Raw genomic sequence first — 13892 nt, forward strand, 5'->3', positions numbered from 1 at the left:
TAATCTCCTTCACATTATCATGTCATTATAATGTGAAGTCGAAGCCGCCGCAAGCGCAGCTTCGCATGAGATTGGAGCAAACCAATTTCATCCCAAACCCTCTCCAATTTTGTTATGCCGGACTTGATCGCCATCCCGCTTTTTGAACGCCGATCAGCGGGACCCCGGATCAAGTCCGGGGTGACGACCAGACTCACAGCGGAATGTTATCGTGCTTCTTCCACGGGTTTTCGAGGCTCTTGTTCCTGAGCTTCCTTAAGCCCAGCGCAATCCGCCGCCGCGTTGAATGCGGGTAGATCACCTCGTCGATATACCCCCGCTGCGCCGCCACAAAGGGGTTCGCAAAGCGGTCCTCATATTCCTTCGTACGCTCGGCGATCTTTTCGGGGTCGCCAATGTCGGCGCGGAAGATGATTTCAACCGCGCCCTTGGCGCCCATCACCGCAATCTCGGCGGTCGGCCAGGCATAGTTCAAATCGCCGCGCAGATGCTTTGACGCCATCACGTCATAGGCGCCGCCATAGGCTTTGCGCGTGATCACCGTGATCTTGGGCACCGTCGCCTCGGCATAAGCAAACAGCAGCTTCGCGCCATGCTTGATGATGCCTCCATATTCCTGCGCGGTGCCGGGCAGGAAGCCGGGGACGTCGACGAAGGTGACGATCGGGATTTCGAACGCATCGCAGAAACGGACGAAGCGCGCCGCCTTCTTCGACGAATTAATGTCGAGCACACCCGCCAGCACCAGCGGCTGGTTGGCGACGATGCCGATCGTGCGCCCCTCGATCCGCCCGAAACCGCAGATGATATTGCCCGCATGCGCCGGCTGCACCTCGAAGAAATCGCCCTCGTCGACCGTCTTGCGGATCAGCTCGTGCATGTCATAGGGCTGGTTGGCATTGGGCGGGATCAGCGTATCGAGGCTCATCTCGGCACGGTCATAAGGATCGCTCGTCGGGCGCACCGGCACCCCGCTGCGGTTGCTTTCAGGCAGATAATCGAAGAAATCGCGCGCTGCGAGCAGCGCCTCGATGTCATTTTCGAACGCCAGATCGGCGACCGAGCTTTTGGTCGTGTGGGTGATCGCGCCGCCGAGCTCCTCCTGCGTCACCACCTCGTTGGTGACGGTTTTGACGACGTCGGGGCCGGTGACGAACATATAGCTTGAATCCTTCACCATGAAGATGAAGTCGGTCATCGCCGGGCTGTACACCGCCCCGCCCGCGCAAGGGCCCATGATCAGGCTGATCTGCGGCACCACGCCGCTTGCCAGCACATTTTTCTGGAACACATCGGCATAGCCGCCAAGGCTGGCGACGCCCTCCTGAATGCGGGCGCCGCCGCTGTCGTTGAGGCCGATGACCGGCGCGCCGACGAGCATCGCCTTTTCCATCACCTTGCAGATTTTTTCGGCGTGGCGCTTCGACAGCGAGCCGCCGAAAACGGTAAAATCCTGGCTGAAGACATAGACGAGGCGGCCGTTGATCGTCCCCGATCCGGTAACAACGCCGTCGCCCGGTACTTTCTGGTCCTGCATCCCGAAATCGACGCAGTCATGCTCGACATAGGTGTCGAGTTCCTCGAACGACCCTTCGTCGAGCAGCACGTCGAGCCGCTCGCGCGCGGTCAGCTTGCCCTTGGCGTGCTGTGCATCGATGCGTTTTTGCCCGCCCCCCAGCGCGGCGGCGGCGCGGCGGCGTTCCATTTCGGCGATATTGGCGGACACTTGGCTCTCCACTCAGCTTCGGACAGCCTCGTCTGCCTCGACATATGCCATCATGCAAATGCGAATTTGCAAAGTTGCAAAGTCAAACTTTGCAAAGTATTCTGCTTTTGTTGCCGTTCGTGTCGAGCGAAGTCGAGACACCCATCGACATCGCGCCACGCTGGGCGGCATCTCGACTTCGCTCGATGCGAACGGGGATGGAGAAGCGAACCGGTGACCCCCACCCGACTCTATGCCGGACGCCAACTTCGCCAACTTCGCGAAAGCCGTGCGCTACGCCAGGCCGACTTCGCCGCGCGGCTTGGCATCTCGGCTTCCTATCTCAGCCAGATCGAGCATGATGACCGGCCGCTGACCCCGGCGCTGCTCGACCGTTTACAAAGGCTCTTCCCGCTCGAATGGGAAGAGGTTGCCGCCGACGCCGGCGACCGGCGCGCGGCGGCACTGCGCGAGGCGGCTGCCGACCCCTTGTTCGCGGCATCGCCGATCGCCCCCGAACAGCTTGAGCGCGCAGCGCTTCAGCAGCCGCTACTCACCGACCAGTTCGTCGCGCTCCACGCCGCCTATCGCCGCGCCGGACAGCGGCTGGAGATCATCGACGAGGCGCTGACCGGCGGCACCGCCGAGGGCAGCCGCCTGCCGTGGGAGGAGGTGCGCGACTGGTTCCACGACGCCGGCAATTATGTCGACAGCATCGACCGGGCCGCCGAACAGCTCGCCAAGGGGCTGCGCGGTTCATCCCCCTCCCCCGCGATCGAGACGATCGAGCGGCGGCTGCGCGATGCCCTCGGCATTTCGATCGTCTATCAACAGCATCAGGGGCTGCGCGATTTCGACGCGACGATGCGCCACCTGATCATCGATGCGTCGCAGCCACCCGAAAGCCGCCGCTTTCAAATGGCGCACCAGCTTGCGGCGCTGGCGCTGGCGAACGAAATCGCCGCCGTGGTCGAGGCATCACCGCTGCGCACCGCGGCGGCGCGCCAGCTGCTCCACGTCGGGCTCGCCAACTATGCCGCTGGCGCGGTGCTGATGCCCTATGCCCCGTTTCGCGCCAGCGCCCGCGCGCTGCGCCACGATATCGACCGGCTGCGGCTCGACTATGGCGTCAGCTTCGAACAGGCGTGCCACCGCCTCTCGACGCTGCAACGCCCCGGCGCGCGCGGCATTCCGATGTTCTTTTGCCGCGTCGACATGGCGGGCAATATCACCAAGCGCCATTCGGCGACGCGGCTCCAATTTGCCCGCTTTGGCGGCGCCTGCCCCTTGTGGATCGTGCATGAGGCGGCGGCGATCCCCGATCGCATCCTGTTCCAGCTTGCCGAGACCCCCGACGGGTTGCGCTATGTTTCGATGGCCAAGGGGCTGGTCAAACCGTCGGGCAGCTATGCGCGAAGCCCCCGCCGCTATGCCGTCGCCCTGGGGTGCGAGGCGCAATATGCCGGCGACTTCGTCTATGCCGACGGGGTCGACGTCGCCGCGCCGCAAGCCGCGACGCGGATCGGCCTGTCATGCCGTATCTGCCCGCGCGACGATTGCGATCAGCGCGCCTTTCCGCCGAGCGACCGGCCGATCCTGGTTGATCCCGACCGGCGGCACATCGTCCCTTATCGTATCGGCTAGCCCGCCGCCCCGCGCGCGCAGGCGACCGCAGCGGCGATCGCAGCGCGCGACTGCGGGCTGTTGCGCCAGCAACTCGCGCCGAGGTACAGGCTGACCTCGACGCAGATTTGCTCGGGCTCGCGCTCGGCGAGTTCGGCGAGCGAGGCGATGCCGATTTCCTCCAGCCGCGCCACCACCGTCGGCCCGACGCCCTTGACCGCGAGCAACCGCTCGCGTTCGGCCGCAGGGAACGCCGCCGCCACGGTCATTTGAGCAGCACCAGTTCCTCGGCCATGCTCGGGTGCAGCGCGACCGTCGCGTCGAAATCCGCCTTGGTCAGCCCCGCCTTCACCGCGACGGCGGCGGCCTGCAAAATCTCCGGCGCGTCGGGGCCAATCATATGCAGGCCGACGACCTGGTCGGTCGCCTCATTGACGACCATCTTGTACAGCGCGCGCTCATTGCGCCCCGCGAGGACGTTTTTCATGGCACGAAAATCGCTGGTATAGGTGCGGATCGTGCCCAGTTCGTTGCGCGCCTCGGCCTCGGTCATCCCGACCGCGCCGATCGGCGGATGGCTGAACACCGCGCTCGGAACATTGCGATAATCGACGACGGTCGGCTTGTTCCCAAAGACGCTGTCGGCGAACGCCTGCCCCTCGCGGATCGCCACCGGGGTCAGTTGAATCCGGTCGGTCACATCGCCCACGGCATAGATACTCGGGACCGACGACCGGTTGGCCTCGTCCACCCGGACGGCTCCCTTGGCGTCGAGTTCGACCCCGACCTCTTCGAGCCCCAGCCCCTTGGTATTTGGAACCCGACCGGTGGCTATCAGCACCGCATCGGCGTCGATCGGATCGCAATTGTCCAGATGTACCGTCAGCGAGCCGTCCTTCTTTTTCTCGATCGACTGGAACGGCGCGTTGAATCGAAACTCGATGCCCTTGGTCATCGATATCTGGAGCAGCCGGTCGCGTATCTGTTCGTCATAGCCGCGCAGGATCGTGTCGCCGCGATTGACGATCGTGACCTTGCTGCCGAACTCGTTGAAGATTCCTGCGAATTCATTGGCGATATAGCCGCCGCCCGCGATCACGATCCGTCCGGGCAGCTTGTCCAGATGGAAAACCTCGTTCGACGTGATCGCATGTTCGCTGCCCGGAAAGTCGGGAACGAAGGGCCAGCCGCCCGTCGCGATCAGGATGCGTTCGGCGGTCACTTCCTTGCCGTCGTCCAGCTTCACCTTCTGCGGCCCCACCACGGTCGCGCGGCTCTTGAACAGCGTCACCTTGTGATTGTCGAGCGTCTGGCCGTAAAGGCCTTCGAGCCGCGTCACTTCGTTCAGAACATTGTCGCGCAGCCGGTCCCAATCGAACTTGCAATCGGGGACGTCCCAGCCGAACTGGCGCGCATCCTTCAGATCCTCGGCAAAATGCGCGCCATAGACGAGCAGCTTCTTGGGCACGCATCCGCGGATGACGCAGGTTCCGCCGACCCGATGCTCCTCGGCCACCGCGACGCGCGCGCCATGCGATGCCGCGACCCGGCTCGCGCGCACGCCGCCCGACCCTGCGCCGATCACAAACAGGTCGAAATCAAATTTGCTCATAAGGCCCCCAGTTTCCGGTTCGGGTGGAATACGTGTCGGACCCCCATGTGGTTACGCACGCGCACCTTGCCAACCGCAAATCGCGCGCCGCCCGGGGTCGGACGGCACGCGGGCGCGGGTCAATCGTCCAGCGCGGCGTCCATCAGCGCGCGGGTGGCGGGGTCGAACGCCACCGTTCCTTCGGCCAGCCCCTTTGCCATTTCCTTGCCCAGCTCGACCCCGAACTGGTCGAACGGATTGATGCCGAGCAGCACGGCATTGGCAAAGGTCCGATGCTCGTAAAAGGCGATCAGTGCCCCCAGGCTGCGCGGCGTCACCTGGTCGAGCAGGATCGTCGTCGACGGCCGGTCGCCGGGATAGTTGCGCGCGCCATCCTCGCTCGCCCGCCCGGTCATCAACGCCGCGCCCTGCGCGATGCAGTTGGCGACGAGCGTTTCGTGATGGGCATCGTCGAGCAGATGATCGGGCTCGCGCGCGACGACGAATTCCACGGGGGTCAGGTGCGTTCCCTGATGCAGCAGCTGGAACACCGCGTGCTGGGCATCGGTGCCCACGCCGCCCCAGGTGATCGCCGCGCTCGCCCGGCCGACGGGCTGCCCGTCCAGCATCACCGACTTGCCGTTCGATTCCATTTCCAGTTGCTGGAGATAGTCGGGAAGCAGGCGCAAGCGTTCGTCATAGGCAAAGACGGCGCGGGTCTGACAGCCCAGCCGATTGGCATAGAGTTGATCGACAAAGGCCGCGAGCAGACAGACATTATCTTCCCCGTCCGACAGGCGGAAATGCCGGTCCATCTCCGCCGCGCCTTCGAGCAGGTCGGCAAAGGCGTCCCAGCCAAGCGCCAGCGCTGCGGGAAAGCCGATCGACGACCAGAGCGAATAGCGACCGCCGACGGTCTCGCTGAACGGCAGGATGCGCGTCTCGTCGATCCCCCATTCGATCGCCCGATCGGGCATGGCGGTCAGCGCGATGAAGCGGCCCTGCGGATCCTCGACCCCGGCTTCCTCCAGCCATTGCAGCGCCGACGCGGCGTTCAGCAATGTTTCGGTGGTGGTAAAGGTTTTGGACGCGACCGCGACCAGCGTATGTTCGGGACTGAAGCGGGCAAAGGCTTCGGCCAATGCGGCGCCGTCGACGTTCGAAACGACTGCGACATCATAGCGCGAGCCATGGCGGCCAAGCGCGTCGATCAGCAGGTCGGGGCCAAGCGCCGATCCGCCGATGCCGATATGGAGCAGGTGGCGGATTTCGCCGAACGCGCCCGCCTCGACCGCATCGACCAGCATGCGCATCCGCTGGTGCAACGCCTGAGCCCGGTGGACCGATTCCGGCGCCCCGTCACCGCGCTCGGCGCCATGTTCGGCGGCGCGGTTTTCGGTGGGATTGGCGATACCGCCCGAGAAAAGCGTCTTGCGACGTGCGTCAAAATCCTGCGCGGCGGCCAGACGCGACAGGATTGCCGCGGCGTCGGCGTCAAGATGCGTCTTGGCGAAATCGAAACGAATATCGGCGACGGTTCGCACCGTCGCGGACAGGCGGGCGGCCGGGTCGGCTGTCACCAGATCGACGATCTTCTGCGGCTGCCAATGGGAAAGCGCCTGCCAGTTTTCCGCTGCGGTCGTCATCGATCCATCCTCTCTTTCCGTTCGGATCGGGCAGAGCCCCCGCCTTTTCATAAGAAACATTCAGAAAAAAGGGCTTGAGCCATGCTCGATCCGGGCGGGTTCTGATTTCGTCGCGCGCTTCCATAGGCCAGTCGCCGAACCGGCACCAGCGTCGTCCGCCGATATTTGCTTGACGCGCAGACCTATTCATAGCCAATGCGCCCCATGACCGATGCACCCATCGCCGCTGAAAATCCGCCTCATATCGCCCCGGCTCCGGCCTCGCCCGGCCCCGCGCCGGTCTCCGCCAAGGAAGAGGCGGTCGACACCGTTCGCTTCCTTGCGCTGCTTGCGGTCGCGGTGCTGGTTTTCCGCAGCTTCTTTCTGTCGCCCTTCAACATCCCTTCGGAATCGATGCAGCCGCGCCTGCTGATCGGCGACTATCTGCTCGTGAACAAGATGGCCTATGGCTATTCGCGCTACAGCCTGCCGTTCAGCGTGCCGCTGATCCCCGGCCGGATTTTCCCGCGCTCGCCCGAACGCGGCGATGTCGTGGTTTTCAAGGCGCCGCCGGTCAACGACAATGACTATATCAAGCGCGTTATCGGCCTGCCCGGCGACACGGTGCAGCTGCGCGACGGAATCGTCTGGCTGAACGGTACGCCGCTGAAGCGCGAGGCAATGCCCGATTTCGTCATTCCGGTGACGCAGAACATGATCGATGCGTCGCGCGCGATGGGCACCCTGCCCTGCTATGCCCCGGAGTTTGAGGAGGTCGCCGACAACGGTCAGCGTCAGTGCCGTTACAAGCAGTTCCGCGAAACCCTGCCCAGCGGCCGCAGCTATGCGATCCTCGACATCGTCCCCATCGCGGAAGACGACACGCCGCTCGTCACCGTCCCCGAGGGGCATTTGTTCCTGATGGGCGACAACCGCGACCGCAGCGCGGACAGCCGCTTCCCCGCAATGGAAAACCAGGGCATCGGCCTGGTACCCGAAGAAAATCTGGTCGGCCATGCGCTGGTCGGCATGTTCTCCACCGACGGATCGGCGAGCTGGTTCAACCCGATCAGCTGGTTCACCGCCGCACGCTGGGAACGTATCGGGGAAGGTTTTTGACCGGCGGCGTGCCCGCGGAAACAATCGCCGCGATCATCGGCGCCGACCCCCGCAACCTTGGCCTTTACCACGAGGCCCTGACCCACGGCAGCAGCGGCGCGGGCGACTATCAGCGGCTGGAATTCCTGGGCGATCGGGTCCTGGGACTGGTGATCGCATCCGAACTTTTTCGCCGTTTTCCAAGGGCAGCCGAAGGGGAGCTGTCGTCGCGGCTCCACGCGCTCGCTTCCGGCGAGACCTGCGCGCGCATCGCGCAGGGCCTCGACCTTAACGCGCATGTCCGGTTCGGCGCCCAGGCGATCGGCGACGGCGGCCGTCACAGCGACAATATCGCCGCCGATGTGCTGGAGGCACTGATCGGCGCCCTGTGGCTCGATCTCGGCGAAGACGCGGCACGCGCCTTCATCGTCCGCAACTGGGGCGGGATGATCGAAGGCCAGGTGGCCGCGCCCAAGCATCCCAAGGCCGCGCTGCAGGAATGGGCGCTTGCCCGCAAGCGCCGCCCACCCGAATATCGCCTGGTCAGCCGCGAAGGCCCCGACCACGCCCCCCGCTTTCGCGTCGCGGTCGCGGTCGGCAAGCTCGCCGAGGCCGAGGGCGAAGGTGCATCGAAACAGGCGGCCGAAAAGGCCGCTGCGACCGCGCTGCTCGCGCGGTTGACGGAGGAAGAAGTAAAATGACTCAGCGCTGCGGTTTCGTGGCCGTCGTCGGCGCGCCCAATGCCGGCAAATCGACCCTGGTGAACGCGCTCGTCGGCCAAAAGGTCGCGATCGTCAGCCCCAAGGCGCAGACCACCCGAACCCGCCTGATGGGCGTGGCGATGGAAGGCGACACCCAGATCGTCCTGATCGATACCCCCGGCATTTTTGCGCCGAGCCGCCGGCTCGACCGCGCGATGGTCGCCGCCGCCTGGGGCAGCCTGGAAGAGGCCGAGGCGATATTGGTCATGGTCGATGCGGCGGCAAAGCTGACCGGCCGCGTCGAGCGCGTGCTCGAAGGCGTCGCAAAACGGCCCGAGAAGAAATATCTGGTGCTCAACAAGGTCGACCTGTCGAAAAAGGACAAGCTGCTGACCGTCGCGACCGAACTCAACCAGCGGCTCGCTTTCGACGAAACCTTCTTCATCGCCGCCAGCACCGGCGACGGCGTTCCCGAGCTCAAGGCACATCTTGCCGCCCTGATGCCCGAGGGGCCGTGGCATTTCCCCGAAGATGAAGTCAGCGACGCGCCCGAACGGATGCTCGCCGCCGAAATCACCCGCGAACAGCTGTATCGCCAACTCCACGAGGAACTGCCGTACCAGTCGACCGTCGAGACCGAGCTGTTCAAGACGCGCCCCGACGGCAGCGCGGAAATCCACCAGCAGATCTATGTCGCACGCGACAACCAGCGCGCCATCGTGCTGGGCAAGGGCGGTGCCCGCATCAAGGAAATCGGCGCCCGCGCCCGCGCCGAGCTCGCCGAACTCATGGGCCGCAAGGTCCACCTGTTCCTGCACGTCAAGGTCAAGGAAAACTGGGACGAAGACCGCAGCGTGTATCGCGACATGGGCCTCGACTGGGTGGATTGAGGGGCGCGCAAGGCGCCCCTACCCTAACTCACCCCGTCGCGCGCCAGCACGATCCGTATCTGCCTGTCCGCTGATGTCAGCCGTAGCCTGTCGCCGTCGAACCGATAGCGGACGCGCAGATCGCCGTCCGGAATATAGATTTCCTTCTCGTTGATTTGGAAATTCTGGTACATTTCACCCTCGCCGCGCAGCGGGCGCCGGAATTAGGTGACAAACTCCTGATCGTCAGTGAATTCGACCGTGTCGCCGTACGACAGCTCATCGACGCCGCTCAGTGCAACCACGCGCCATTTCCCAAGGACCCGCGCCATTTTGAGCGCCTTCCAGCCATAGCGGCCATCAGGTTCGAAATCCTCGGCCGCCACGACATCGACAGGCCGCGCGCGCGCGCTGGCGCCTGGCGCCGCCACGGCGGCCTGGTGTTTCAGCGCTTCGCCGCCGTAGCCCGCATAGAGCGCGGCCTTGCCCCGCATCGTGCCGACCAGTTCTAGCTCACCCTTCATGTCAGCAAAATCGACCGCTGCGAGCCGATTGTTGAGCCCGTCGAGCAACGCAAAAGCCGCCTTCGGATCGCCATCGTGATGGAAGGCGCGGGTCGCGGCGTTGAGCGAGACATATTCGTCGACCAGCACCTGCGCGAGCCGCAAATTGGCATGAGGCGTAGCGGACGGCACCCCCACGCTCACAGCATCGCTATGCTTGCTGCCATCAAGCGCACTGACATAACTCAGCCGCACGTCCATCAGTGACGCCTGCCCGTCCAGCTTGACGGCGGGCAGGTTCGCCCGGCTGTCGGCCTTCGCCAGCGACGCATAAATGCCGCCGCCGTTTGACGACAGGAACACTGATGGCACGGTGATCGCCACCGCGCCGTCGCGCCCTTCGCTCATCATGTCGCCGGGAACGCCGAATACGCCGCTGATCTTGTAACCCGGATGCGGCGCGAGCGTCATGACGAGGTCGTGCGCGACCTCGCTCACCATATTGCGGAATTCCTTCTGCATCAGTTCGCCGCCCTTGGCGGGGCCATCGACGAAGAACAGATTGCCGCCGCGCACGCTCGACACCTTGGTCGCCAGCGCGCCGTTGAACTGAACGCCGACGCCGATCGTCGTCAGCCCGATTCCCTTGCGCGACGCCTCCTCGGCCATGCCCATGAAGCTGGAAGCATCGGTGCGCCCAACATTCGGCTGCTCGTCCGTGAACAGCATCATACGCACCGACCCGTCAAAGCTTTTCGCTTCCCGGAACGCGGCGTCATAGCCGAGCTTCAGCCCCGCCTCCATATAGGTGGAGCCAAGTATGGCGATGGCGTCGATCGCGTCGTGCAGCAAGCGCTTGTCGCCGTTCGCCGCCGTCGGTTGCAGATGCACCTTGCTGTCGTTGCCATAGATGACGATGCCCAACCGGTCCTTCGGCCCCAGTTGATCGACCAAAGCATGAAGCGCCGCCTTCACATTCTCCATCGGCGGGCCGCCCATCGATCCCGACCTGTCGACGACGGCCATCAGGCTCACCGGTCCCCGTTTCAGCTTGTCGGCATCGACGTTGCTGTCGAACGCCAGCCCGACGAACAATTTGTCGTCGGGGCGCGTCGGCAGATTGGCGGCTGTCGCCTGAACATTGAGGCAAAAGAGCTTATCGCACGGTCCGGCGGCAGGCAGCGTCAGGTCATGTTCGCCCATCAAGCCTTCGACCGTCAGCGATTCGGGTCGAGGCAATGTACTCGCCTCGATCGCCATCGACCGAAAATGCTGGATATCCTGTGCGCCTCCTTGCCGGATGCGCGTGCCGGTGACGACGACGAGATTCTGCGCCTTTTCTTCTTCGTTCTGCTGCACGTCCTGCGCACTCAGCGGCGCTATCGCCACCGTCGACAACAAAACCGCCGCCAGCCAAGTCGCCCTTGCCCTGCCACGCCGAATGTCCGCCATAATCCGTCTCCCCACGGCCAATGACCCAGGGCGACAGGCTATCACGAACACAACAATTGCCGTAACGGAAAATAACGGGGCGCCGCCAAGAATATTGGCGACGCCCGACAGGCTTATTCCTTAGCCGTGCCCTTCTTGGCAGGCGCCTTTTTCGCTACCGCCTTCTTGGCGGCAGCTTTTTTCGGCGCCGCCTTTTTCTTGCCCTTGGCCGGCCCCTTTGCCGCGCGGGCGTCGATCAGCGCGACGGCTTCTTCGGCGGTGAGCGCGTCGGGCTCGACCGTCTTGGGCAAAGTCGCATTGGTGGCGCCGTCGGTGACATAGGGGCCGAAACGTCCCGCCATCAGCTTCATTTCGCCGCCGCTGGTCGGATGCGGGCCAAAGGTCTTGAGCGGCTCGGCCTTGGCGCGCGCACCGCGACCGCCGCCATTCGCGGCGTCGGCGATCCGGGCCACGGCGGCGTTCATGCCGATCTCGAAGATTTCGGCGGTGCCGGTCAACTTGGTATATTTGCCGTCATGGAGCAGATAGGGGCCATAGCGCCCCAGCCCGGCGACGATCGGCTTCCCGCTTTCGGGATGCACGCCGACATCGCGCGGCAGGCTCAATAGCCGCAACGCATAGTCGAGGTCGAAATCCTCGCCCGGAATATCCTTGGGAATTGACGAGCGCTTGGCTTCCTTGCCGTCGCCAAGCTGGACATAGGGGCCGAAACGTCCGCTGCGTTTCGTCACCTCCAGCCCGCTGTCGGGATCGCTGCCCAGCGTTTCGGGGCCGGTATCGGCCTCGCCATTGCCACCCGGCTGCGCAAACTTCCGCGTGAACTTGCACTCGGGATAGTTGCTGCACGCGATAAAGGGCCCAAAGCGTCCGCCGCGCAGCGCAAGCCGTCCCGTGCTGCAATTGGGACAGACGCGCGGGTCGCTGCCGTCGCCCTTGTCGGGGAAAAGATAGGGGCCGAGAAACTCGTCGAGCGCCGCGGTGATTTCCGACGGCTTCTGTTCCATCACCTCGCCGGTGCGCGGCTTGAAATCGCGCCAGAAACGCTCGAGCACGGCCTGCCACTGCGCGCGGCCGCCCGAAACGTCGTCAAGCTCTTCTTCCAGGCCCGCCGTAAAGTCATATTGGACATAGCGTTCGAAGAAACGCTCGAGGAAAGCCGTGAGCAGCCGTCCGCTCTCTTCGGGAAAGAAGCGATTCTTTTCGACGCGCACATAGGCACGATCCTTCAGCACCTGCAGGATCGCGGCGTAGGTCGAGGGACGCCCGATGCCGAGCTCTTCCATCTTCTTGACCAGGCTGGCTTCCGAATAGCGGGGCGGCGGCTGGGTTTCGTGGGCCTCGACCTCGACGCCGGTTTTCGCGGGCGCATCACCCTTGGCCATGGCGGGAAGCAGGCGGGCATCCTCGTCCTCGGCGTCGTCGCGCCCTTCGTCATAGAGGGCGAGGAAACCGGGGAACTTCACGACCTGTCCGGTCGCGCGCAGCATCGTCTTGCCGGTGCCGTCGGTCAGGTCGATACTCGTGCGTTCGAGCCGCGCAGAGGCCATCTGGCTCGCCAGTGCGCGCTTCCAGATCAGGTCATACAGGCGCGCATGATCGCCGCCGCCGACCTTGTCCTTGCCAAAATCGGTGGGGCGGATCGCTTCGTGCGCTTCCTGCGCGTTTTTGGCCTTGGCCTGATATTGGCGCGGCTTGTCGGGAACATAGCCGCCGTCATAGCGGTCGGCGATCGCACGGCGGGCGGCGCTGATCGCACTGCCGTCCATCTGGACGCCATCGGTACGCATATAGGTGATCGCACCATCTTCATAGAGATCCTGCGCCACCCGCATCGTGTGGCTGGCCGAAAAGCCGAGCTTGCGTGCGGCTTCCTGTTGCAGGGTCGAGGTGGTGAAGGGCGGCGGCGGGTTGCGGGTCAGCGGCTTGGTTTCGACCAGATCGACCGTGAAATGGCCGGCTTTCACATCGGCTTCCGCCGCGCGCGCATCGGCCTCGGTGGTGATCGACAGCCGCTCGATCTTGTCGCCGCGCCATCGCGCCAGCCGCGCCTTGAACGGGGTGCCGCCCATTTCGAACAGGCCGGTGATCGACCAATATTGCTGCGCGACGAACGCCTCGATCTCGCGCTCGCGTTCGACGATCATGCGCAGCGTGACCGACTGGACGCGGCCTGCGGACTTCGCACCGGGCAGCTTGCGCCACAGAACCGGCGACAGGGTGAAGCCGACCAGATAATCGAGCGCGCGGCGCGCGCGATAGGCGTCGATCAGGTCCGTATCCAGCTCTCGCGGATGCGCCATCGCATCGGTCACGGCCTGTTTGGTGATCGCATTGAAGGTCACGCGGTCGACCGCCTGCGGCAGCGCCTTTTTGCTGCGCAGCAATTCCTGCACATGCCAGCTGATCGCCTCTCCCTCGCGATCAGGGTCAGTGGCGAGGATCAGGCGATCGGCTTGTTTTGCCGCGTCCTGGATGTCCTTCATCCGCTTCGCCTTTTCGGGGTAAAGCTGCCACTGCATCGCGAAACCCTCGTCGGGATCGACCGATCCGTCCTTGGGCGGCAGGTCGCGCACATGGCCATAGCTGGCGAGCACCTTGAAATCGCGACCGAGATATTTCTCGATCGTTTTCGCCTTTGCGGGCGATTCGACAATTACCAATTGCATTGAAAATCCGTTCCCCGGGAACCCTTACACATACACGCGCGAGGGTTGCGGGCACCCTG

11 protein-coding genes are annotated in these 13892 nt (G+C 64.3%); 4 read left to right on the forward strand and 7 right to left on the reverse strand.

Annotation, left to right across the window (positions count from 1 at the left end):
- Positions 1-193: 193 nt before the first annotated feature.
- Positions 194-1726, reverse strand: coding sequence for an acyl-CoA carboxylase subunit beta (locus U0S50_RS04940; protein ID WP_322307647.1), 1533 nt, complete (start codon positions 1724-1726; stop codon positions 194-196).
- 213 nt (positions 1727-1939) lie between these two features.
- Between U0S50_RS04940 and U0S50_RS04945 the strand changes: the two genes are divergently transcribed.
- Positions 1940-3349, forward strand: a complete 1410-nt coding sequence (locus tag U0S50_RS04945) for a helix-turn-helix domain-containing protein (protein WP_322307648.1) — start codon at positions 1940-1942, stop codon at positions 3347-3349.
- Here U0S50_RS04945 and U0S50_RS04950 read toward each other — a convergent pair.
- The 3 genes from U0S50_RS04950 to pgi all read right to left on the reverse strand — a co-directional run bounded on the left by U0S50_RS04950 (position 3346) and on the right by pgi (position 6565).
- Positions 3346-3597 carry a helix-hairpin-helix domain-containing protein gene (locus U0S50_RS04950; protein WP_322307649.1) on the reverse strand — a complete coding sequence of 84 codons (252 nt, stop codon included), beginning with the start codon at positions 3595-3597 and terminating at the stop codon, positions 3346-3348. The genes U0S50_RS04945 and U0S50_RS04950 overlap by 4 nt on opposite strands.
- A complete protein-coding gene (gene gor, locus U0S50_RS04955; protein ID WP_322307650.1) occupies positions 3594-4940 on the reverse strand; it encodes a glutathione-disulfide reductase in 1347 nt (448 codons plus the stop codon). Before gor ends, U0S50_RS04950 begins: the two co-directional genes overlap by 4 nt.
- 119 nt (positions 4941-5059) lie before the next feature.
- Positions 5060-6565 carry a glucose-6-phosphate isomerase gene (gene pgi, locus U0S50_RS04960; RefSeq protein ID WP_322307651.1) on the reverse strand — a complete coding sequence of 502 codons (1506 nt, stop codon included), beginning with the start codon at positions 6563-6565 and terminating at the stop codon, positions 5060-5062.
- A 204-nt stretch (positions 6566-6769) separates the two neighbouring features.
- On the opposite strand from pgi, the gene lepB reads away from it, so the two are divergent.
- The 3 genes from lepB to era are packed head-to-tail and all read left to right on the forward strand — an operon-like array spanning position 6770 to position 9233.
- Positions 6770-7663 carry a signal peptidase I gene (lepB, locus tag U0S50_RS04965; protein WP_322307652.1) on the forward strand — a complete coding sequence of 298 codons (894 nt, stop codon included), beginning with the start codon at positions 6770-6772 and terminating at the stop codon, positions 7661-7663.
- Between the two features lie 8 nt (positions 7664-7671).
- On the forward strand, positions 7672-8343 hold the full coding sequence (rnc, locus tag U0S50_RS04970) for a ribonuclease III (protein WP_322307653.1): 672 nt from the start codon (positions 7672-7674) through the stop codon (positions 8341-8343).
- Positions 8340-9233 (forward strand): GTPase Era, encoded by an 894-nt coding sequence (era, locus tag U0S50_RS04975; protein WP_322307654.1) that lies wholly within the window; start codon positions 8340-8342, stop codon positions 9231-9233. Before rnc ends, era begins: the two co-directional genes overlap by 4 nt.
- 23 nt (positions 9234-9256) lie before the next feature.
- On the opposite strand, the gene U0S50_RS04980 is transcribed toward era, so the two are convergent.
- From U0S50_RS04980 to topA, 3 genes are all read right to left on the reverse strand, one after another.
- Positions 9257-9406: a hypothetical protein gene (locus tag U0S50_RS04980; RefSeq protein ID WP_322307655.1), complete on the reverse strand. Its 150-nt coding sequence runs from the start codon at positions 9404-9406 to the stop codon at positions 9257-9259.
- Positions 9407-9436: 30 nt separating this feature from the next.
- Complete coding sequence (locus tag U0S50_RS04985; RefSeq protein ID WP_322307656.1) at positions 9437-11167, reverse strand: vWA domain-containing protein; 1731 nt, start codon at positions 11165-11167, stop codon at positions 9437-9439.
- A gap of 113 nt (positions 11168-11280) precedes the next feature.
- Entirely contained in the window at positions 11281-13833 is a 2553-nt protein-coding gene (topA, locus tag U0S50_RS04990; protein ID WP_322307657.1) for a type I DNA topoisomerase, read from the reverse strand.
- Between the last annotated feature and the right edge of the window lie 59 nt (positions 13834-13892).

It is taken from the genome of Sphingopyxis sp. (assembly GCF_034380315.1).
Taxonomy (GTDB): domain Bacteria; phylum Pseudomonadota; class Alphaproteobacteria; order Sphingomonadales; family Sphingomonadaceae; genus Sphingopyxis.

Bases quoted from the DNA above. Each gene is read 5' to 3' on its own strand.
- U0S50_RS04950 (WP_322307649.1), bottom strand. From the start codon at position 3,597: ATGACCGTGGCGGCGGCGTTCCCTGCGGCCGAACGCGAGCGGTTGCTC.
- gor (WP_322307650.1), bottom strand. From the start codon at position 4,940: ATGAGCAAATTTGATTTCGACCTGTTTGTGATCGGCGCAGGGTCGGGC.
- pgi (WP_322307651.1), bottom strand. From the start codon at position 6,565: ATGACGACCGCAGCGGAAAACTGGCAGGCGCTTTCCCATTGGCAGCCG.
- lepB (WP_322307652.1), top strand. From the start codon at position 6,770: ATGACCGATGCACCCATCGCCGCTGAAAATCCGCCTCATATCGCCCCG.
- era (WP_322307654.1), top strand. From the start codon at position 8,340: ATGACTCAGCGCTGCGGTTTCGTGGCCGTCGTCGGCGCGCCCAATGCC.
- U0S50_RS04980 (WP_322307655.1), bottom strand. From the start codon at position 9,406: ATGTACCAGAATTTCCAAATCAACGAGAAGGAAATCTATATTCCGGAC.
- U0S50_RS04985 (WP_322307656.1), bottom strand. From the start codon at position 11,167: ATGGCGGACATTCGGCGTGGCAGGGCAAGGGCGACTTGGCTGGCGGCG.
- topA (WP_322307657.1), bottom strand. From the start codon at position 13,833: ATGCAATTGGTAATTGTCGAATCGCCCGCAAAGGCGAAAACGATCGAG.